Below are 22,865 nucleotides of genomic sequence, written 5' to 3' on the forward strand. Positions count from 1 at the left end.
AAAGCCAGTATTTACTTACAAAAAAAAGGTGTACTTAAGCACACCTTTGTTTTGTAAAGAAAAGCTTTTGCGTTTGCGATTACTTCGCTGGCAGGATAGTGCCTTCGACTGAACCGAAACCGATACGTGCAAAGCCGTTGGCTTCACACCAGCCACGCATAATGACCTTGTCTCCGTCTTCCAGGAACTTACGCTCTTCGCCATTGTCCAGGGTGATGGTCTCTTTACCGCCACGAGACAGCTCAAGCAAAGAGCCCGCTTCTTCGTGCTCAGGACCAGACTGAGTACCTGAACCCAGCATGTCGCCCGGCAGGAAGTTACAGCCGTTTACTGTGTGGTGAGTGACCATTTGTGCCACTGTCCAGTAGCTGTGTTTAAAGCTTGATTCTGACAGCTTGCTTGGCGCTGCATTGGCTTCACGCATTTTCGCCGTTTCAAGCAGTACGTCCATCTGGATATCAAAAGCGCCAGATTCACGGTTTTGTGCAGACTCAAGATAGTCCAGAGGCTGAGGGTCTTGCTCATTACGGTGCCAGTTAGTGCGATACGGCGCCAGTGCTTCAGTGGTGACAATCCACGGCGATACCGTTGAAGCAAAGTTTTTCGCCAGGAACGGACCTAACGGCTGGTATTCCCAGGCTTGCAGATCACGGGCCGACCAGTCGTTGAACAGGCAGAAACCAAAGACATGGCTTTCGGCATCTTCAATCGAGATTGAATCGCCCAGCGCATTCCCTTTACCCAGGTAGATACCCAGCTCCAGTTCGTAGTCCAGGCGCTTACAAGGACCGAAAGACGGTGTATCAGCATCTGGTGCTTTAGTCTGACCTTTAGGGCGTGGGAAGTTTTGACCTGACACGTCAATCGATGAAGCACGGCCGTGGTAACCGATTGGTACCCACTTATAGTTAGGCAGCAAAGGGTTGTCCGGGCGGAACAAGCTACCTACCGCTGTAGCATGGTAGATTGAGGTGTAGAAATCTGTGTAGTCGCCAATATGACACGGCAGTGCATATTCAACGTCAGATTGAGCAACTAATGCCGCTTCCAATGCGCCCTGATGCTCAGAGTCTTCACGAAGAGCACGAGATAACGCCAGACGCAGAGCAGACCAATAATTTTGACCCATTCCCATAAACTCATTCAGTTTAGGTGCATTGGCTGCTTCTACTGCATCCTGTGCTTCGCCACTGAAAATACCCGCTGCGGCAACCACAGCCAAATCCAGTACCTGATTGCCAATGGCAACGCCGCCACGGAACTCTTCGGCGCTGTCTTTGCGGCGGAATGAAGCAAATGGCAGGTTTTGGATTGGGAAGTCGGTGTCGGCCTGGTTAGCGCTGGCAACCCAGCTCTTCAGATTAATGTCGTGCGTTTCGTTGATAAAAGACATGGTCTTTCCTTTTTGCAAGTTTGAGGCTGTTCTCAGATGTGGTGATAGCGTTTTGATTTTTCAATGCAACATCTGAGTCTCAGCCAAATTAAACGGCAAAAGCAGCCACAAGGCATCGCCCCAAGCTGCTTTTAAATTTCTACTCTCAAAGGAGAATTAGATCACGCCGCGGCGTTCCTGATCACGCTCGATAGACTCGAACAGTGCCTGGAAGTTACCTTCACCGAAACCACCGTCGTCAACACGTTGGATCATCTCGATAAAGATAGGACCAAACAGGTTCTTAGTGAAGATCTGTAGCAGGTAGCAATCTTCGCTCTGGCTGTCTACCAGGATCTGGTGCTCTTTGATCTTTTCACGGTCTTCTTTAACCCAAGGTACACGGTCAAAAATGGTGTCGTAGTAGTGATCAACAATGTCTAATGTTGCAATGTTAGTCTGGTCAAGTTTGTCCAGTGATGCAACCAGGTCGTTGGTCAAAAATGCCAGGTGCTGTACGCCCGGACCATTGTACTCGTCCAGGTACTCATCGATCTGGTTGTTGTTGTCGTCTTTACCTTCATTGATAGGAATTGAGAAGGTGCCGCACGGAGATTTCAGTGCGTATGACAACAGGGCTGTCTTCTGACCTTTGATGTCGAAATAACGTACTTCAGTAAAGCCGAATACGTCTTTATAGAAGTTTGCCCATGTTTCCATGGTGCCTTTGTATACGTTGTTAGTCAGGTGGTCGATACGCAGGAAGCCTTTGTCTTCAACAACCACTTGCTCTTCCAAATCAACAAAGTCTTGCTCGAAGATTGAACCTTTATCACCGAATACGTCGATGAAGTAGATCAGGCTGTCGCCGATGCCGTAGATAGCTGGGTAAGGCAAGTCTTTATGGGTTGAATCTGTTGCTGGTTTTGCACCGCGCTCAACAGCGATTTCGAACGCTTTTTGCGCGTCTTCTACACGCCAGCCCATAGAGCAGATAGCCGGACCGTGGCTCTTAGCAAACTCAGCAGAGAAACCGCCGCGCTCTTTGTTCAGCAGGAAGTGAATGTCATGCTGGTTGTAGTACAGGATGTCTTTGTCTTTAAACTTTTTCAGTTTAGAAAAACCAAAATCGGCAAAAATCTTTTCCATGTAGTCCGCATCTGGTGTTGCGTACTCGGTAAACTCAATGCCAACTAGGCCTAGAGGATTTGTTACTTCACTCATTGTCATACTCCCGCTTAAAAGCACTGGATCGCTATTTGTTTTGTGCTGTGGATGATTAATCAAAATGCTCAAAAGGGGAAGCTATGGGGGTGAATTAGCAAGAGGGCGAAATGTAAATTCTGTCGTACAAATTATCAGGGTTATACGGATTGAGTGGACAGGATAATTTTTTCGATTACAAGCCTCGTTCCGTTCTGTAAATTGGATTGTTTGGCCGTGGTATATTTAAAAGAAAAATCCTTAACAATATAATATAAAAGAACTTTTAAGTTCTTTGTTGACAGCGATATCACTTTGGAACTTTTAAGGGGACGATCTCACTGAGGGATGAATTCTGCCCAGGTGTATCTAAAAGTTTACAAAAGCAAGCCAGAAATAGAAAAGCCGCACAGATTTAGTGCGGCTTTTACATGAATCACAGTTAAAAAATTATTGTCTTTCGCCTGAGATCTCTAGTTCTTTTTCCAGGTAATGTTCCTGAGTATGCGGCTCATCATTGGTACCTTCCGCGCCATGCATCCAGTCAACCAGCTTGTTGCTAAGCAGGTACATTGCCAGTGCAGACAACAGCGCTGTTGCTCCCAGACCAATGAAGATGCTCATGGCATTGTTCATTGCTTCCTGGCCTTCGCCGATGAATGAACCAACAAAGCCCGCGATTTTGTTCGCAACCGCTGTACACAGGAACCACAGACCCATTAATAATGAAGCCAGGCGCAGTGGTGCCAGTTTACTCACCATAGAGAGGCCAATTGGCGACAGACACAGTTCACCCAGCGTATGGAACAGGTAGAAAAGTACCAGCCACATCATGCTGATCTGCAGGTTACCCGAATCACTGCCTTCGGTGATAAGCGCCATCATCATTGTCAAAAAGCCAAGCGCCAGGAATACTAACGCGATGGCAAACTTAACCGGTGAGTTAGGCTCACGCTTGTCCAGCTTGAGCCAGATCATGGCCACCAGTGGCGCGAAGATAATAATAAAGATAGAGTTTAGAGACTGGAACCATGACGCCGGGATTTCAAAACCCATCAGCATACGGTCGGTATAATCAGCAGCAAACAGGTTCATCAGACCACCGGCCTGCTCAAAGCCCATCCAGAAGATAATACTGAATACACTCATAGTGAAGATAACGCGGATACGGTCTTTTTCTTGACTGGTAAGAGGCTCTTTAGTGTTGCTGGCCGATTGCTGCTGAGACAGCTTGGCTGCTGGGACGACACCGATATCGCCAAGATATTTCTGGCTTAATAGTAGTTGCATCACAACGGAGATCACCATGCCGATACCTGCAGCGATGAAACCAGCTTGCCAGTTAATTTGTGCTGCAACATAACCTGCGATAAGCGGACCCAACGCACCACCTAAGTTGATACCCATGTAGAAAATCGTGAAGGCACCGTCACGGCGTTTATCACCTTCCTGATACAAGTCGCCCACCATAGTCGAGATGTTTGGCTTAAACAGACCGTTACCGGCACATAATAATGCCAGACCAATATAGAAAACCTGTTCTTCCATACCGGCAACCAAACTATGTGGAATACCCATAGTAAAGTGGCCTGCGGCCATCAGAATACCACCAATGATGATTGCTTTACGCTGACCCAATACGTTATCGGCTAACCAACCACCGATCAAAGGGGTCAGGTAGACTGCCATGGTAAAGGTGCCGTACAGGCTCAGTGCGTCGGCATTAGTCCAGCCGAAGCCGCCGTTTTGTACCTGAGCAACCAGATAAAGAACCAAGATTGCACGCATTCCGTAGTAGCCAAAGCGCTCCCACATTTCCGTGCCGAAGAGTAAGAACAGGCCTTTTGGATGGCCCAGAAACTCACCGCGATTAGGTAATGAATTCATATTATTCCCATTTCAATCAAATGTGTTGTTTTGGCCTTAATATTATCGATGTCGGACGTACTGAAGATGACAGTCATATCAAACATACTTTGAACGGGTGGCCAGTCCCCAAATGATTTCCAAGTTAGGTCAGTGTTGACTAACTATTCATTAAAAGCGCGTCAGTATACCTAGTGGGATGGCGATGGGGAAGCCTTACCAGCTGGGTGGGACGCTTTTTGTATACAAAAAAACCAGCCTGTCAGGCTGGTTTTTGTGCATTTAGAGCGTATGTTCCGGTTATCGGCAGAAATTGTCGACAAAGGTCAGGTCGTTAATATGCTCAGGACCTTCCATCACTAAAGTTGCAACGGCTGTGTCTGGATTCATTTGCCAGATTTGCGCATTGCTACCTGCTTCGCGACCAGATACGTACAGTTTGCCGTCGGCGGTAATGGCCAGACCAGAAGCCCAGTTAACACCGTGCTCACCAATTTTAGTCAGTTCCATATTACCTTCATCCAGCGTATACAGTGCCTTGCCGGTCAACACGTAAAGGACGTTACCGTCTGCTGAGTACGCAATGTCTCCATGGCTGAAGTCATCGCCAGGGTAAGACAATTTACCCAGTACGGTTTTTTCACCGCTGTTCATGTCAAAGTCGTACATGTAGGTTTTACTGGTGCTGCGCAAAGATACGCCGTCTGGTGTAACAGCAGAGCGATATAAAGGCCATGAAGTTGCATTAGCCACGCTATATTGCTGGTTGCCATTGAGATCCAGCGCCCACAAGGTAGAAGCTTTAGACTTGCTGTCAGTCTGCTCCATGAAATAAAGCACACCGTCTTTGCTCGCGATGTTCGATGCGGTGTGTGTTACTCCTGACACAGTGCTGTACTGACCAGCGTCAACATCAAAGTGATACACGTAACCACTTTGTGAGGAGCCGTAATTGTTGATACCAAATAAACCTGTAACACAGTCAGCAGTGACCGAAACGTTATCCAGTAGTGCACCGTATGAGTCTGAGTTGCCTGCGCCAACGAATTTCAGCGTACTTTCGTCGCTGTTTGCCGTTACCGTGATAGTGTAGTGTTGCCAGCCTCGTTGCGTACCATTTAGCTCTGCAATGACCTGGTCGTCCCAATAGACGGTTGCTTTGTTGGTGGTGTTATTGTTGGTAACACGAGGTGAGTAGTAAAAGCTTACGACATATTGTTTGCCAGCTTCCGTCGCAACGCTTTGGTATGCGCTGTAGTTACGGGTTGAATCCAGCTCAAGGTATTGCTCACCATCTTGTGCCTGAATAAGGCCAAGGCGATTAGTCTGAATTTCAAATTTAGCGGAGCTGCGACTCCAGCCAGGCAAAGTTCTGAACAGACTCCAGGATCCATTAACAGCATCTGACTGCTCAAAAGAACCATTGGTGATCAGGTTTTCACCGGCGTTTGCAGCGAAGCTGCTGATTAGGGCGGCACTCAGGCCAAGCGCAAGAACTGATAATTTCATAGACATACTCCAGGGCTAAATTCTATTTGTGTAAATAAAATGTTATCCCTAATCAATTTTAACTAATCCCATTTTCTTACTTTTAAACAGTTTGGTCAATTAGAAATCAAAAAAATGACTGTTAGTTCCGATTTATGCCTCAGTATTACAATATAAAAGTGGTACCAAAGGATTGATTTTCATTACCTGTGTACCTAATACTTTTACATGTCATCCGGATAGTTGCAGCTCGCATTTTGCACAGTTTTGCATTTTGCGAGGCCTGTCTCGGCCATTTCGCTTAATAAAATTGCACAATGCGAAATGACACTGTTTTTAAGTCATTCAGAGATGATTGGAGCAAGGAGCGTGCCTACATTGGCCTGGTGTAGGCAAACAGATGTATGAGCGTTGTCAATCCTTGCCGCGATTAAGCCAGCGCTCCGTCAGCCAGCCCGGTTTTTGGCCCCTGTTCAGCGCTGCCAGAACCGTAATGGCGCGTTCCGGTGTGATCCGCTGTGTGGCAATATCCTGATAAACCTGTTGTGCGGTTTTCTTTCTTTTTACCGCAGCACCGGCGTCGAGAAACGACTCAACCACTTGCAGTACAAAGCGTGTAACACCTGAGAGACTTTCCGGCCCCACAGCTTGTTCGTCGCTGGCGCTTTGTTGAGTGAGCCGCTCGGCCAGGTGGCTAAGTTCGGCCTGAGCGAATTCGCTTTGTGCCTGAGGGAGCTTGCTGAGGGTTTGCAGCATGTGTGAAAAATAGTCGCGCTCAATACGATTGACCTTGTCAAGTTGCGTCAGCTTGTTGAGGTCGCGACGAAACTGAGCATGACTGATCTGTGGCTCCAGTAGCCGTTCGCAGCTGGCATGCAAAGTATGCCAGTGCTGCCAGGCATAAACATAGTTTAGTCCCGGTCCCTTGATGTTTTGCATGCCGACAATTAATTGATGTTGTCCGGCCAGCCCCAGGCGGGCGATACGATTGGTGAGCTCATCGGCGGTGATATGCGGGTTGTCTAACAAGAGCAATTTACTGTGCATTATACTGCCCAGAACCTGAGTCAGTTGTTTCCGGTTTGCACTCAGATCGTCTAATGTTGTGAGAGAATGTGCCAGCTGCCAGTTCTGAATCCGCAACCGGACAATGCCCTGCTGGACTTTATCGTCAATATGCTCAGTCAGTGTTGTCGCCAAAAGGCTGTCATCAAACAAATGCGCGGTGTCCAGCAGGGGAGTTTCAAACAGGCTGTTTAACTGCTGAATAAAGTGCTCCGGGCTTTCCCCGCATTTCCATTGCGTCAGCAGGCGTATCAGATCTTGCTTGTCATTATTATCAATCAGTCGGTTAACTCGGGTATCCAGTGCCTGATCCAGATAGGCCTCGAAGCCGTCGACGTTACTCCCGATCACCACTATATGATCGAAACTGAGATCTTCCACTAGGATCTGCGCAAATACTTTTGACCGTGCAACCCTGTCATTACGGTTGTTCAGCAGAGCGATGGTTTGTGTCTCTGGTTTGTCGTTCAGGTCGAATAAGCCAAGACGACGCCAGTTTTCCAGGGTCGCCAGGCGCTCATTGGCTGACATACTATTGACGAAAGACTGAGTCAGATGATCAACCGGTGCCGCTGTAAAATGTTGTAATACGCCAACATCCGGCACAATACGTTCTGCGGTTTCTTTATACACATAATCTTTATCAATGCCGATGTACTGAGCCATTTTACATACCAGGGCAATGTTGTCCGGGTGCTCTTCATACGGGTATAAGGCGCGGATATCCGGCGTGATTTGAAAACCATCACCCCAGTGCAATTGGATCAGGGTGGATTGCTTGTGGTCCGCAGCCCGGTTCAGAATCGGGGCCATGGTTTGTTCGGCGGTAAATATCTGGGTGTGGCTGCCAATAAAGGCGGCCATTTCCCGTGCTACATCAACGCCGCTTGGGCCGAGGATATCTTCATGATCCGGGTACGTATTGGTGATGGTGGTGAAATTATCGCGCATCCAGCGACGCAGGATCCGCACATATCTGGGTGTCAGGCCCATACACTCCCATAAAAAGACATCCGCGCGCACCGAGCGGGCAAAATCCAGTACATCGCTTTGTTCCCAGATACTGGCTTTGTCGAAGGGTCTGAACAGGGGTAATTCATACTGCTCACCTGAGCTGCGTGCGAAAATCATCATGGCCTCACACCCGGTCGTTTTAGTGACAACACGCAGTGCCAGGCTACTGAATAACGCCGCTTTGAGCCGTTCGGTACCTGACTTTCCCCGGGTGCCCCAGCCGCCTATGGTCACAGGGATTTTCGCACGGTTGCTGCGAATTTTGCGATTTAGCCGAATATGACGTAACCAGAAATAAGCAATAAAGGTCGACACAAAAAACACCAGCTGACCTATGCTGTTTTGATAAATAGAGTAAAGGTATTCTTTGAAACTATAGCCCAGATTAACCAATACCCCGGGCACGCCTGCCCGGGCAAACAATTTTGCAATACCCGGCTCAACCGGAAAGGTACAGCCAAGTTCGCTGCCATAAGGTTTAAACTCCAGCACAAAGCCAAGTTTGCGCAGCTGTGCAATATAATTTTGTTGCTCCAGCTCATTGCCCTTTCGGAGGCCATCGATTTCAGCGTAGTTAACAGACAAGTGCCAGTAGGCCCGGATCCGCTGCCACAGATGCTGTGGCGGTGTCACCACTAAAATGCCATCGGGTGTGTAATTCTTACCACTGCTCTTCAGTTGATCCTGGCTGAGCACCGATAACAAATAGTCGGGCAGGGGCAAATGCGGCCGTGCGCTGGCTTCTTTAAGGTGGTAAAGCGCTTCGCCCGGGACATTTGTGGCACTGATCTCAGCCGTGGTACAACTGGGCACATGGAGTTGCGCAGAGGGAATTTTGGCTCTGGTATGGCTAAAGCTCTGACGCTTATCTGTACTGGGCGTGAAAAACTCATGCCAGACCCGCCAGAAGCGTCGGCGGCGTTGGTAGTCTATCTGGATCCGCCAGCCTTGCTTTTCACGATAGGCGTTAAAGCTCTGTTCATGCTGAGCCAGCATGCTGAGTGCCCGGCCCAGTGTATCCTGGTCGATATCGCCGGGTAAGTATACTGCCTCTTGCTCAGCCAGTACCTGGGCAAGTTGTGCATGCAGACTTTGTTGTGTGAAGCTAAATAACTGCTCGCGGGTTCGTGCAATGTAGCGCCGTACGGCTTGGTCAGGTTCACTCTCCAGAGCCTGATTTAATACGTCCAGATAACGTTGCATTAAAACTGTGTCTTGATTGTCTGAGGTATCGTCCAGTGTTGCTTCAACGGCCTCATTTAGCATGAGTCTGGGGCTTTGCTCCAACAACATACGCTTGACTTCCAGACATTCTTTGCCAAGGAGATGGGAGCGCCATAACTCAAATGCATACCCGTCAGCAGAAAAACGAGCAGCGGTAAGCTGCTTAACCAGGGTGAAACGCACTGAGTCGACGACTTCATTTCTGAAGCGTTGTTCCAGCAATTCCCTGGCCAACTTGTCAGGCAGGTTACGCAATTGCTCAATACACACCTGCCGCACTCGGGCAAACGGGTGCTGTGTTAACTCCCGCAACAGCGGAATATCCCGCTCAGCCAGTGGGTATTTGTTGGCCAGAATTCGAGGCATTGCAGCCACAATGAATAGCTGATCATTGTGCTTATGTGCCGAGGTATTATCGTCAAGCGTTGTTTCTACATAGGCCCACATATAGCTGCGAACAAAGGTCGGGCGCTGATGGATAAGAATCTCAAGAATATCGATAATGGCCTGGTAAGGGGTATTTTCTGCATCCAGTAGCTCAATGAGCTCAGCAACCAGTTCGCTGTCCAAGTCCGGATCGGCTTTAAATTCATTGATCACGGAAACCTGATTCACCAGCGCGCGGATCATGCCATGACGGACGTGGGCATTGTTACTGGTGGCCATTAAACGCAAGAAAAAGGGTTGCAGATCCAGCTTTTTCCAGGCTTGTTCCAACTGATTGCCTGACAGACGCAGATAACGGTTGGTCAGGGCGCCGAGTTTGGCAATAAAGAAGCGTAGATCTTGTTCCAGATCGGCAACCAGAGTTTGATAGCGGCCAATGACCGCACCTTCATCAAACCAGCGAGTAAACGCTTGTTTGTCCTGTTGCAGCTGGGTGCTAGACGCTCCCAAAGTTTCTGCATACTTGAGGATATGTAGCTGTTTCTCGGTAGCCAGCTCGGCTTTGCTGAGCCGTTCTACAAACGACTGGTAGTCTGCATCATGCCCTTCCAATTGTTCGTGAAGCCGCTCAATTTTATGGCGCAAAAACGCAATGGTCTGCAGCAGCTGCCAATAGTCTAGCTGCTCGTCTTTTGGCTGACTTTGTAATAGCTCCCATCCGGCCAGCTCCTCAATCAGCTGCTGATATTTGTGACGGTGCAGATTCAACCAGAACTGTTCTGTATCGGCAAATAGAATTGCCTGAAGCTGGGTTTTTAATTGGTTATCTGCCATACAGATCCTGCTCTAAAAAATGCGTCAATTGCAGCGACTCAAAGATAATCTCGTCATGTGCAAACGGGTCAAAGCCACTGCGCTGCAAATTGCCCAGGGTGACCTCAAAACGAATGCTGTGGTTATTTCGGAACCAATCCTGTGTCCAGTTCAGACTGATCCAGCCGCCAGTGTGTTCGCTAAAGTCGAACAGCGTTTGCCAGCCCAACGTAGTCAGGTACTGCCAGGTCGCATTAGGCCGGTGATCATCGGCAAATACATAGCCACTGCTCAGGCCGACAGAAAAAATATGGCCCTGATAATATTGCTGCCAGACACCACTTAATGAAGCAACATCAAGCGAGGTCCAGTCATCATTAGAGGTTGTTGTAAGTTGTGCACTAAGCTGACTGTCTACGCGGCTTTGATGACGGAGACGGTAACCGCCACGCCAGCCATGGCTGTGGTTATGACGGTAAAAATTGAACATTGCATTACTGATGGTCTCATCCGCCAGATACTCGTCTTTTTCAATACTGGTGTAGTAATAAAATGGCTGCCACCACCATTGGTGGCGCCAGTGTTGATCCTCGCGCCAAATCTCTCCAATGGTTACGGCCCACTGGCTGGTCAGGTGTGTTTCCCGGCTCTGTGGCGACTCTTGCCAGCGATTGTTCCACAACGCTTTGGCAAACCAGTCGTCTTCATCATCAAGCCAGTCATACTGGCCATTGATACTGAATGACGATTCACTGGTGTTATTCAGGCGAAAGAAACTTTCCAGCCGATACCAGTGTTGCTGATGTCGGTTACGCAATCGTATGCCCAGGTCCAGCGTGTGTTCAGAGCCCAGCGGCTCACTACTTTGATAGATACCATCCCGATTGTATTGCATGACGCCCTCAACATGGGTGAGGTTGCCATCGGTTTGCATCACGGGTTCACGGTAGTGCGTTTTGGCTGGCGTATATACCAGTGTGGGCTGAGGCACTCTGTGTGGTTGCAAAGCAGGTGCTACGGCCAGTTTATGGCGGTTGGGGTTCAGTTGCCAGCGATAGAGTCTGGCCAGGCTCGACGTTTGCGGTGCCAGAGTCAGCAGTCCGGCCGGATAAAAGCCTGACTGCTCCCGGCGGGTATCCTGTTCGACGTATTCCAGTTTAAGAACGGCGTCTTTATTCAGTTTAGCGGTGATCGGGTTGCTGTCATTGCCATAGTAAAAGAGTTGCTCAGCACCCAAATCGACCGTTTGCCAGGCGCCTTGTTGATAGGCCTCGACCTCGACACTGAGCAGCTGTGCGGCAAACGGGTTGAGCCAACGCAACACCAGTCCCCCGCTGGCCAGGTCTGCACGCGTTAACCCGAGCTCACTTCGGTTGCTATCAAGACGCCAGTGCACGTTGCCATCGGCGCGCGCTACACTGAGTTGCGGCCGCTGATGTTGTTGCAATAACTCCGCATTGGCGAAGTGTAAGACGAGCCTGACCTGCAGTGACTGTAATTCCCTCAGATCCAGTGCCAGGCTATGGTTTGGACGTAAGATCAATCCTGGTAAATCGTCATCGCGACTGGTGTGGCGGCTAAACTGCTCAGCGGCACTGCGTGTAGACAACGCAGATAAATCGACCAACTGGGTACCTGCATAATTTTGATAAGCTTCGAACGCTTGCCAGTGCCCAAAGCTCTGGATGCGGTTATACAGCATGTCCAGTGCCGGGCTCGGCGAGGATTGCATCAGCCTTGCTGACAGGGCGGTATATTCATGTTCACTGAGTGTCTGGCGCTCAAGACGATAAAGCGCATTGAGCAGCAGAGTGCGTTGCAAAGCATCAGACTGTGCACCGCTGAGCGGTGTTCGATAGAGCAAAGACATAAAGTCGTCATGCCACAAAGTCCCCTTCATATCCTGACCTGAAGTGAGAGCATGCTCAGGTGGTAAAGCATCAAACTGGAGCAGCAACAGTTGGTCGCTACTGATGGTCAATTGCTCTCCGGGTTGAAGCGAAAAATAACCGGTACTGGCTATGGACAAGCGTGGCTGATCTTGCTCGTCTATACGCAGCGTGGTGGTTGAAGGCACGTCGTTAAATATTGGCATTATGTCACTGTGTGCTGAGCGATGTGCTCGCAGCCAGACTATCTCGCCTTGTTGTGTCTCTACCGCCTGAGCTCTGGCGCTGACTTTGAGCAGCATTGGTCGATGAGCGGTGAGAGAGAGGCTTTGATTGACTATCGGGTACGCCGAGGTGTTGCTTGTTTCGCTGAGCAGTGTACTGACACCGTGGTGATGTAGAGAATAATCAACAACTGGTGGATGGCTGGCTGGCACAGTATAGCCAAGTTGCTGACGGACAGGGTACAAGTCGTCATCGTCTTTACGTGTATCATGCCCTAACCACAGAGCATAAAGGTTTTGTTGTAATTCGACAAAACTGCTGCGCAGTGCTTCCTCGCAGGCAGGCAGTGTTTTGCGCCACATACTACACAACCCCTGAATGCTATGAATCGAACGAGTGCTTTGGTAGTGATTCAATAGTTGCTGAGCGGCATAGTGTTGTAACTGAGGATAAGGGTGGCTCAACAGAGCGCCCAAATAGCGCTCAGCAGTATTATGCTCACCCAGCTCAGAAAAAGCGGCCAGGCGTAGCTGCCAGGCTCTGATCACAACTTCCTGATGGGGGCTGTCTATCAGTGACTTCAATAAAGGTAGCGCTTGTTGTGGGTTTTGTTTAACCATCATTTCAGCTTCGCCGAGGCGATAGTGCCAGTGGCTGGCGCTGAGACTACTTTTGGTCGTTGAGTGCTGCGAATGAGTCAGCACAAACCGAGACAAACCTTGCAGGTAGGAATGGGCAAGCCTTTGCAACTGTTGCTCCAGGCGATAGGCAATAGCCGGGCTTTTATCGCTGAGCCGGCCCGGGCGCTGATATAAAACGGCATTGTTTGGCAAAGACTGTAATTCTCTGACACGTAAAGCCAGATCCACCTCAATGGGATCGCTGACAGTGACACTGAGTTGCTGCGCGTCCAGTGGCAGAGGCAGCTCCAGCATTGCAAAATGTCCGGATGGCAAGAGATCTATGGTGTGCCGATAACTGTCTATTTCCACTATCAGCTGGGTAGCTGTGGTTGTGCGTGCATACAGCCTGAGTGTCGGGGACAGGCGTTGTTGATCAATCAGCTCAAACTGAACAGGGCCAGAGAGGGTATGATAGTGGAGTAACTGGCGCTGTTGGGTTGCATACAGGCGGTCGGTTGCAAAACGATAAGCCTGAGTTACGGTTTGCTCACTGACATGAGTGGTAAATGGGTGTTCAGCGCGTTTGGGCTGTAAAAAACGCACTGTGCCTAACGTATCTTGCAACTCTGACAGTCGCTGACGTCCCAGTGCACTAGTTTTCGCCAGATCCGCCGAATGCAAAGCCGAGATAGTGTGATGCTGATAGACCTGCTCCAGCTGCCACTGCAAGTTATCTGTCCAGTATGGGTTAAACAAGGATTCCGGCCAGGTTTGTGCTGCGTCGGTATCAAACAAGCCACGCTCCATGCGCACCAGGTTTAGCAAGGTATCGCCCTGGGCTTCAAGGCGCAAATAGCCTCCGGCTGGCACGGCAATATAGTCGCTGCTAACCAGGCCAATAACCTGATCGTTATTGAGCTTTACGTCATGGCCAAATCGGTGTTTACGCAACTGCGGGGCAAATTCCTCGGCGGGAGAATCGCTTAGAGTGATCTGACTAATCACGGCGTCATTGAGTCGGACCGAGACTATGCCGGGCTGTGCCGGGTCGGGCAGAATGCGCCGGGCGTTTAATTTGAGCTTAGTTGCCTCGGCAAAAAACAGCTGAATACTCTGCCTGTTGTTTAAGCGATAATGTGTGGTGTGGGTCTGCGCTTCATAAAGTTGCATTGCCGGAAGTGCAAGCTTGACCGGAATACGAAACGGATCCCGGTGTCGATGAAACAGCCCATGCCAGGCTGAGAATTGCTGGATCTCTTCACTTGGATTGTAAAAGCGGATCAGGCGCGTAGTGCCAGCAGCAGGCAGCTGACACCGGTTTTGTTCACAGTGAAGTTCAGCCCGGGTAATACGCTGCATGGCGTGAGGAGACTGTCCCTGCCACATTTGAATGACCTGTGCTTCGCTCTGCAGACTGAGCCAGCGGCCAGCCGGAAGCAGGATGAAACGGGATTGTTCTGCATCCAGATTGATGTCTGCGGCATTACGGTGCAACTGCAATGTACCGGGCTCGAACCAGTTCGGAGCACTGTGCAGTGCCGCGGGCTGTGCCTGCGCAGGCAACCAAGTGCTTGTCAGGAGCAGGAGCAAAACAATCAAATAAGGCATAGGGCAAACTGTTCCAGAGTTTGAGGATTTGATACCAGTCGCTCTCGCATTGGGCGACTTATCTCAATATGAATAAAAAAGCCCGCGGGCAAGCCGAGGCGATGCATAATGTTGCGTGTACCACCCAGCTCAGATACCTGATGCGGGTATTGATAGGTATGCTCGCTGACCTTTGACAGACACTGGGCTAATTGTGTCAAAGCCGGGGTGTATTGTCTGCCCTGACTGATAATGAAATCTGCGAGACGGCCATGTGGTGTGCGACGCTTATCCTGATTAAAGCCATGTATTTGGTACAAATGACTGGCTGGATAGCGCCGTGCGAAAGCTTGTGCCGCGGCGGCATGCAAGCCACTGGGACGGTGTGAATAGTCCATACTGTACAGATCCGGGCTTGGCTCATTTCGGTGCTCAGTGTTGATAACCATGACCTGACAGCGGGTATTGAACACGGCTTTGCCAATTCTGCCTGTCAGTTGATCATGAAACTGATGAGGTACGGAGAGCATACAGGCGCTTCCCTGAGGGCGGAAATACAGGTCACCACCGCCAAACTGAGCTGAGCTGGCACGCAAAGTGACCAACCCTGGTTGGCTTCGCAGTTGCCAGGGCGGCAAGGCAACCGGCTGTGCGAACCAATTGTACAGTACTTGCCAACTGGGGCTTAGCTGCTCAGGCGTCTCATTGGTGTACCCCTTGCCTGCTAGCAGGAGCAATGACAGAAAAAGAAGTGTTTTAATATTCATGTTGCCACCATTGCGGTTGAGGAGGAGGCGTTGCATATTCTTCCAGCAACGCAAACCAAAGAGGTTGCTCTGCCGACAGACTTAGCTGATGTAACTGTTCAATATCCGAGCCCACTGCCAGCGTGACGGAAGGGTAAGCTGTCAGTGCCGGGTTTTTCGGGTGCAGTAAGAAAGCGGGTAACTCTTGTTCAGGTGCCAAAGCATATCGCTTTCGCGAAATACTATATTCATTGGTAAAAACACGACTAAAACGTCCATCCAGCTGGGTATTCATAACGAGTGGGTGTTCAGGGCGATTCCCTCTGACAAAGGGCTTGATGACAATCGCCATCGGTTTATCTTTGGCGCGATAATCCTGTATCAGAGTTTGTCCGGGTTGCAACTGGAACAGACGTACTTTCCAGTAATCACGGGGCGTTCCCAGGTTGATAAAATGCTGTGAAGACGCATTTGATAAATCAGGTAAGTTATCCAGCTGCGTGATATCCTGCTCGGTGTAACGGATCCCCTTGTCACTGAGAGTAATTAACCTGGGAACAGGCGCCAGGGCCGGATCACTTTGTTGCAAGCTGAGCTGAGCTTGTTGCAGCTGCGCCAGATCTTCTAACGGCGCATACTGAAACGGGGCCGCCGGCTGCGGTGGTGCAAAGTACTTGGGCGGACTGTAGACAAGTGCTGTATTAGAGACCGGTAAACGTACAAACAGGGCTTGTGACAGGTAACCCGTTTGTTTTTCTTCTAAAGGAGGAGGGGCGCTGAATAGCCGTACCTTGAGGATCTTCTGCTGCTCAATAAAATAGAATTCATTATCGGCACTTTGGCTAAACCAGGCACCGACCTCAGTGAAGCCGGTTTGTGGTGCGTCACAGAGCGTGGCACACACATAGTTCTGATGATGCATGGCGCCATGACGACTCTGCATTTTTACGGCTACTTGTTCGTTGCTGCTGAGCGTGATCCTATATGCTTCACGGCTCAGGCGCAGAAATCTTTTTTCGCTGTCGGAAATGGCTTCTCGTCGGGTTTCCGGGGTGATTAAACGGTCAAAGCCACTGTTCAAGCCCGTCAGAACAAGCTCCTCAGAGCGCAGTAGCTGCTGCCGGACATCATACACCTTTGCTTGTACTGTGCTGCCCACTGGACCACGCATATCGAGCTGGATATCGCTTCCACCCTGGACGGTGAACTCGGCCTGGCTGGCCTCTTCCAGCTGATAGTAATAGCTGTGCAAGGGGGTAACGACTTGGTCCAACTCGTCCCGCCAGGTAGTGATCATCTCAGAACGAGAGCGGATCACCAGTAATCCGGGTTGCAGACCCGGTAACAGGAACCGCGTCGGGTCATCTGTCTCTATCAGGCTCAATGTCACTGGGGCTTGATGCTGTGTGAGGTCGTGCCAGACCAGTTGCAGATCTTTGCTGTTTCCTTGTGTTTGTACGCTCAGGTCCCCGGTGTTAGTTAGGCGTATCGAAGCGGCAAGCCCTGGTCGGGTGTAGTATCCGTCCAAGTCAAATTGCTCGGCAGAAAAGTCATAGGTGATCACATTATAGGGTAGAGACTCATAGAGAATATCGGCGTCAAAGTCGATACCTGGGATCCCTTGCGGTGCCAGTTTTCGCCAATCGTAAGAGACTGCATTGGTAATTTGCAGCGGCTGCAAACCACTGTTTCCCAATGTATGGTAACTGGTCATTCGCTCTCGCCATTGCTGAGGAAGCTTGAGCCAGGTACGGGTTACATCATCCGCGTTGGTTGGGGTCTTACCATGGATACGCACGACAACGCCACGCAGGCTGGGCTCTTCCGGAATTAACCGTAAGGAAATTTTACTGGCACGTGTCAGCTGCTGCCAGTCAACGTAAAATGACTGACCAGATGTCACAGCCAGCGCCTGCCGGTCCTCAATCAATTGTTTTACCTGCTGCTGGCCTTCCTCCAGTGCAAGCTTAGACGCATGATGATAAACATGTTTTTCCAGTTCATTGTCCTGACTATCCAGCAGCCGGTATTCAATCGCATAATTGATTGGTTTATCGAAAACGGTTTGACTGGCAAATATGGCGTTCGACAGCACACGAATTGCGACTGTCCGTGATGTAGGAAAAGTATAAATGAGTGGACGATCCGGACTCAGCCAGTGTACCACTGAGCGCGTTTCTTCTTCACTGCGCGCTGCAATGCGCTCAGCCGAATTTAGCCAGACGTAAAAATGCAGTGCAACACGGTACCCCGCGAGTAACACGAGGATTACTAGCAGCGCCTGCAGTACTCGTTTAATCCAGTACATTTGGCCCTCCTTGCATCATTTTTTCAAGTGCTTCTAGGGTAATGAGCCGGTTGCGCTGAGCAAGGTAAACTGCCGCTGTTTTGCCAGCCAACTGCATTTGCAGCCCGAGCAATCCATTGTCGGAAAGTCGGATTGCTTGCAGGGTGCAGTGTGGTTTACCGTCGCACAAGGCACTTAACCAGGGGAGATGCTGGGTTTGGGCATAGCGGCCAATTATCATGTCAAGTCTTTGTCTTTGCTCTTGCGATAGCCTGGCCCAGTCATCTGGCCCTGTAGCCGCAAGGCGCACCTGCATAAAGGTGGGGTGAGCGGATACGGCAAGCAGCCGCTCCTGAAGCGCTTGTTCAGAGACGGCGTAGTGCTGCTTAAAATCGGAGGCCAGCCACAAGGTTGCCAGTTCACTGTCTGGGCTGAACAGACGGTAGCCTGATTGCGGAGACGAGCCAATCTCCAGCCCCCGGGTAGCAATCTGACCAGAGACTTTCTCTACTGTTATCCCCAATCGTGTCATGGCCTTGTGCAGTGCATTAATGGTAGACGTATGTCGAAAATCAGGTTGAGTAAACTGATACGCAATGGCGCTGGGGCGGATCTGTGAGGGCGCGCTGTGGCTACGTACCTGCAAACTTAACACCGGCATTCCCGGGTTGTGCCGTACTGCACTTTGGTGTACCACGTTATAAAGTGTTCGTGTGTTGGTCGGTGCCATGACGTTTGCCTCTTCACTGGCATAAGGGTGGGCACCGGCAATAAGCAGTGCCCGGGCACCGCTGGTCTGGAACAGATCCGTTGCAAACTGTAGCGTATTACTTTCGAACAGTGGCCGTGGCACCTGAATAGTTAGCGGCGCAGTGGCGTTGAGGTTAATGACATAAAATCCCTGCCCTTGCTGGTAATAGCTGACTTCGGGCAAAGGACTGATGATCACCAGACGTTGGGCATCATTCATGATCAGCTGCAAGCGATAGCCTACCATGTTGGCGAGCCGGTTAAGCTGTTGCAGGCGATTGAGATCATCGTCGCCCAGTGAACGTGAACGCAGCTCATAGGAAAGTTTGAATAAAGGCTCGAGGACCTCGTATTCCCACAATGCAGCCTCGTTTTCTGCAAGCATCCGAAAATGACCGCTGCCCTTGGCACTAATATGTTGAGAAAACTGAGTAACCAACTCTTTAAGTGGCAGACTAATCCGTTCGACAGGGTACTGAGGTGCATTCACGTTACTTCTTGCTGTATGTGACAAGAGGGTGGCGTAACTCAAGTTGTCGAAGAAGGTTTCCAGCATAGCGCCCTGATAGCCAGGGTAGGGCAGGTTGTCCTCACTGAGCAGACCAAACTGGCTACGCTCAAACCCTAACAGGCGGGTTAACTGGCGCTGTGACAGCGAGTCGGGCAGCTGATTGTAAATCCAGAACTGACTGTTGTCGTCAAAGCGCGTTTGCCTCAACTGAGGCCGTGTATATTGGTTAATGGCCCTGAGTTGCAACACCTGGTTGGTGTTTAGTGCGCTAATAAAGGCCTGATAATAAGCGCTTTGTGGCCGGGTTTGTTGACTGGCTGCCGATGGTGTCACCCGAGTGCCCAGTGCCAGTGCACTGCTCCCTAAAATGGCGAACAGTTGCCCGGCGGCATCACCTGCCAGACGTTCACTGGTTGGGTAGGGGACGGTCACTATATGTTCACGAACCGGAGATTTAGCCAGCGCAAATAAACCTCTGGGGTGTGTTGTCTGAGTATCTTTGATCACCAAAATGGCAGGATTATCAATGAGCACAAAGCCGAGTTCTGCAAGTACCTGAGCAGCGCGGTATTGGGTGTCGGGATCCTGAGGGTTCTCATTCAGCAATCGAATGGCCCCTCTAAAACGTTGCAATTGTTGTGCTTGCTGATAATGGCTGAGGTTCAGCAAGTCGTACCGTGCGGTGTACAGATAGCTTTTGTATTCACTGACATGATGACTCAGCGGGGCACTTTGGGCTTCATCAACTGCAGCGGGTTGTGTTGGGCTGTGGATCAGAGATGGCACAAACATGATGGCGAAGCCGATACCAAATGCCAGCAGGCCTCCGATCATTGAAGTCTGAAAAGTGGCCCGCAGTACCAGACCCAGAGCGTTCTTCTGATAGATTTTGAGTGCCAGTAAGGTGGATAGCATATAGCCGAACGCAAATGTGTCCGTGGCTTTGAGTGTCGGGAAGTAATCGACCACAAAGTAATTCAGCAGCAGCTTGTAGATAAAGCCAATGTTGAAAAACAACAGTAACAGCCGCGCACCCTCAAAGTTTGCATGTTTGAGGCGGGTAAAGTTAAGCAAGATGGCGCCCAGTGATAAGATCACTGTCGTTTCGATAAAGGTCGTGAGTAGCTTGCTGGGTTGCATGAGCTGCAGTGCCAGCAGTGCCGGTAACATAATGCCATTGAATTCCCAGCCGTAACGAATATTGGCCCGAGAGGCCAAAAAGGCTGTGATAACCAGGATGATGTACGCTTTAGGCGCAGCCAGAATAGAAGCGGCAACCGCTTCATACATGATGGCGAGGTTTGCAATGCTGAAATTGGTAAACGGCATCAGAACAAATCGCACCAATACAAAGGTGATGGCCAGCTGGACTAATGTCACTCGCATACCATAGCGGAAACCACCATTCCACATCACGTTGGCGGTCAGTGCAATGATCACCAGCCCCAGGCTGTAGAGCTGTCCGGCATAATCGAAGGTAATATCCCACAGCGCCAACACTTGACCTATCTGAGGCCAGAACAAGGTGTCCATAAACACCCGGACCAGAATACTGATCAGAATAATGGCAAAGAAGCGATCCCGGCCAAACATTTCTGCATATCCCAGCCGCTCCATCACCACCTTGGCACTAAATCGCATCAAGACATAGACAACGATGGCTTCAATCACAATCACGACGGCAGACACGGGGCTGACAATCAGCAGGGGCACCAGATATCCGGGTACCACCAAACCAGTGAGTGGAAAGCCAAAACGCAAGTTCAGCATGCAAACAACCGCAATGCCTACCCAAACGGTGGTGATAACAGACTGGCCCAGCCCGCTTCCATCTGGAAAAAGTGGTAACACCCAATCCATTACAGCGTGCGCTCCTTATTGATGTCGCCGTCGCTACTGGGCGTCACAGACGTAAGCTTGCTTAAAAGCGCATGGGGATCTTCGAGTTGCTGTAACAGGGTTGTGATGTCGATAAATTCAAACAAAATACCAGCTACCGAGAAAGGCTCTCCTATGGTACTGCTGACCTGGCTTGCGGAGAGTGAGCGAATATTGAGGATATAAGTGTCCGTGCCGAGGGTTGCCGGCAAAAATAGCTCACCCTGTTGCAGGGTCAAATAGCGTAGCTTGCCTTTGAGTGTCTCTTTTGGCATCGAAGTGATCTTGTCCAACAGATCCAGTGCGGTCATTTCGAACAGTGCAAGGTGATGCTTTTTAGCCAGTTGTTCCAACGGTTGATTGGTCTGTACTACCTGGCCAAATAAGTTAAATAACACCGCAGCCGTACGGATTTGATTGAAAACTTGCTCCAGCGTAGAGAGCTTTTGTTCCATTTCTCCAATGGCCGACTTCACCTTCTGGCTCAGAGGCTTTTCAAGTGTCAGAGTCAGTGCGCGGGTCAGGGGGCTCAAGGAAGCACGTTGCTGGTTTTGCAACATTCTATAGTGGAAGAGTAGCTCACCAATCTGACTTGCAAAGCGATTGACATTCTTTACAAAGGCCTTTTCATCAAACTGTTCATTCGGGATCACCGTCATTGCCCAAAACCCCCGAATGTCGCCGGCATACATTAAAGGCACAACAAATTGACGCTCAAGCTCCTGAAGGCCACTGAAAAACGGACGTGAGGTTTGTACGGCACCGAAGGCTTTGATAGCGTCGGAATAAGGCGGACGCTGATAATCACGACGCTGCTCCACGATGTCTTCAATATTGCAGTTGATGGCGCGGATCTCTTCGAGCCTGTGGTCACCCTCAAGACGGGCAAGAAAAATGGAACGATTGAGTGCCAATTGCTGATTCACCAGGGTAATAATGGCATCCCAGGGCGTGCTCTCGGTGCTGATAGAGCGCGGTAAATAGCGGCCCATCATACGTTGATGAACATTGGCAATCAGCTCCAGCAGCTCGTTTTCTTCGAGCCATTTACGGGAGAAAAATACCCATAACATAGTCACTAAGTTAATCACCAAAAGCTGCCCTATGGGCAATAAGTACTGGAGCGTGACCATCACCAGATAACTGGCCAGCAGGCTTGCAAGAGATAAACTGGCTGCAATAATGATGCTCAGCGTGAGCGTATTTTTCTGATATACAATGAGTAATAGTGCCAGCAACCCCAGTTGTAACGCCACAGACTGCCACTGTGCCAGGCGAGTAATTAACTGGTCTTTCTGCAGACTGTCTGCAACATAAGCATGCAAATAGACCGGATTGTTTGCACTGTGCAGCTTGGGTGCCCGCAGTGGTACGCTAAAACCGAGTTGTTGCTGAGCAATTAACACCACCTTGTCTTCAAGCTGGCTGAGCAACACGTCTTCTTCAAGCAGTCGGGTGCTTGAAAACTTAGGCAGCGCGCTGGGTGATAGTGCAAAGTTGATCAGTTTGCCGGTGTTGAGATGTTGCGGCCCATAAATGCTTTGCCAGACATTCTGACACTTATCCCGAGGCTTACCGAGCACCATGTTATAACCTAACCAGGGTTGTACGTCTGGCAGGCAATAGCGTGGGTCAGCGAAGGGAAAGTACACATTGGCAAACGACATGCTTTGTTTCGAGACAACATCGGAAAGCACAATAATGGCATTCACTTTATGGTTAAGCAGCTGGGTGATGAGCTCAGATTGCTGGCGTTGTAAATTTGGCGACTCAATCACCACAATATCACTGCTCTGCTGCTCAAACAATTGATTAAACTGACTGTAGACATAGGCATTCAGGCGTGCAAATGAGCCATGTACGGCAAACACCAGAACAACTAAAAATAGCAGTAAAATCGACCAAAACGGCTTTTGTCGCTTGATCATAAAGACTTG

10 protein-coding genes are annotated in these 22,865 nt (G+C 49.9%); all 10 read right to left on the minus strand.

The window, feature by feature from the left end; genetic code table 11:
• Positions 1-79 precede the first annotated feature (79 nt).
• The 10 genes from fahA to NH568_RS18040 all read right to left on the minus strand — a co-directional run bounded on the left by fahA (position 80) and on the right by NH568_RS18040 (position 22,856).
• Positions 80-1,393, minus strand: coding sequence for a fumarylacetoacetase (gene fahA, locus NH568_RS17995; protein ID WP_253049489.1), 1,314 nt, complete (start codon positions 1,391-1,393; stop codon positions 80-82).
• Between the two features lie 156 nt (positions 1,394-1,549).
• Positions 1,550-2,596, minus strand: a complete 1,047-nt coding sequence (gene hppD / locus NH568_RS18000; RefSeq protein WP_125719936.1) for a 4-hydroxyphenylpyruvate dioxygenase — start codon at positions 2,594-2,596, stop codon at positions 1,550-1,552.
• A 429-nt stretch (positions 2,597-3,025) separates the two neighbouring features.
• Entirely contained in the window at positions 3,026-4,462 is a 1,437-nt protein-coding gene (locus NH568_RS18005) for a peptide MFS transporter (RefSeq protein ID WP_253049491.1), read from the minus strand.
• Between the two features lie 279 nt (positions 4,463-4,741).
• On the minus strand, positions 4,742-5,950 hold the full coding sequence (locus NH568_RS18010) for a DUF642 domain-containing protein (protein WP_253049493.1): 1,209 nt from the start codon (positions 5,948-5,950) through the stop codon (positions 4,742-4,744).
• Between the two features lie 393 nt (positions 5,951-6,343).
• Positions 6,344-10,453, minus strand: a complete 4,110-nt coding sequence (locus NH568_RS18015; RefSeq protein ID WP_253049495.1) for a poly-gamma-glutamate synthase PgsB — start codon at positions 10,451-10,453, stop codon at positions 6,344-6,346.
• A complete protein-coding gene (locus NH568_RS18020) occupies positions 10,443-14,777 on the minus strand; it encodes a hypothetical protein (RefSeq protein ID WP_253049497.1) in 4,335 nt (1,444 codons plus the stop codon). Before NH568_RS18020 ends, NH568_RS18015 begins: the two co-directional genes overlap by 11 nt.
• On the minus strand, positions 14,765-15,523 hold the full coding sequence (locus NH568_RS18025; protein ID WP_253049499.1) for a hypothetical protein: 759 nt from the start codon (positions 15,521-15,523) through the stop codon (positions 14,765-14,767). The genes NH568_RS18020 and NH568_RS18025 overlap by 13 nt, the downstream gene beginning before the upstream one ends.
• Entirely contained in the window at positions 15,513-17,810 is a 2,298-nt protein-coding gene (locus tag NH568_RS18030; RefSeq protein ID WP_253049502.1) for a hypothetical protein, read from the minus strand. Before NH568_RS18030 ends, NH568_RS18025 begins: the two co-directional genes overlap by 11 nt.
• Positions 17,797-20,910, minus strand: a complete 3,114-nt coding sequence (locus tag NH568_RS18035; RefSeq protein ID WP_253049504.1) for a poly-gamma-glutamate biosynthesis protein PgsC/CapC — start codon at positions 20,908-20,910, stop codon at positions 17,797-17,799. The genes NH568_RS18030 and NH568_RS18035 overlap by 14 nt, the downstream gene beginning before the upstream one ends.
• Positions 20,910-22,856, minus strand: a complete 1,947-nt coding sequence (locus tag NH568_RS18040; protein WP_253049506.1) for a hypothetical protein — start codon at positions 22,854-22,856, stop codon at positions 20,910-20,912. Before NH568_RS18040 ends, NH568_RS18035 begins: the two co-directional genes overlap by 1 nt.
• Between the last annotated feature and the right edge of the window lie 9 nt (positions 22,857-22,865).

Source organism: Pseudoalteromonas sp. XMcav2-N (genome assembly GCF_024124545.1).
In the GTDB taxonomy this organism is placed as follows: domain Bacteria; phylum Pseudomonadota; class Gammaproteobacteria; order Enterobacterales; family Alteromonadaceae; genus Pseudoalteromonas.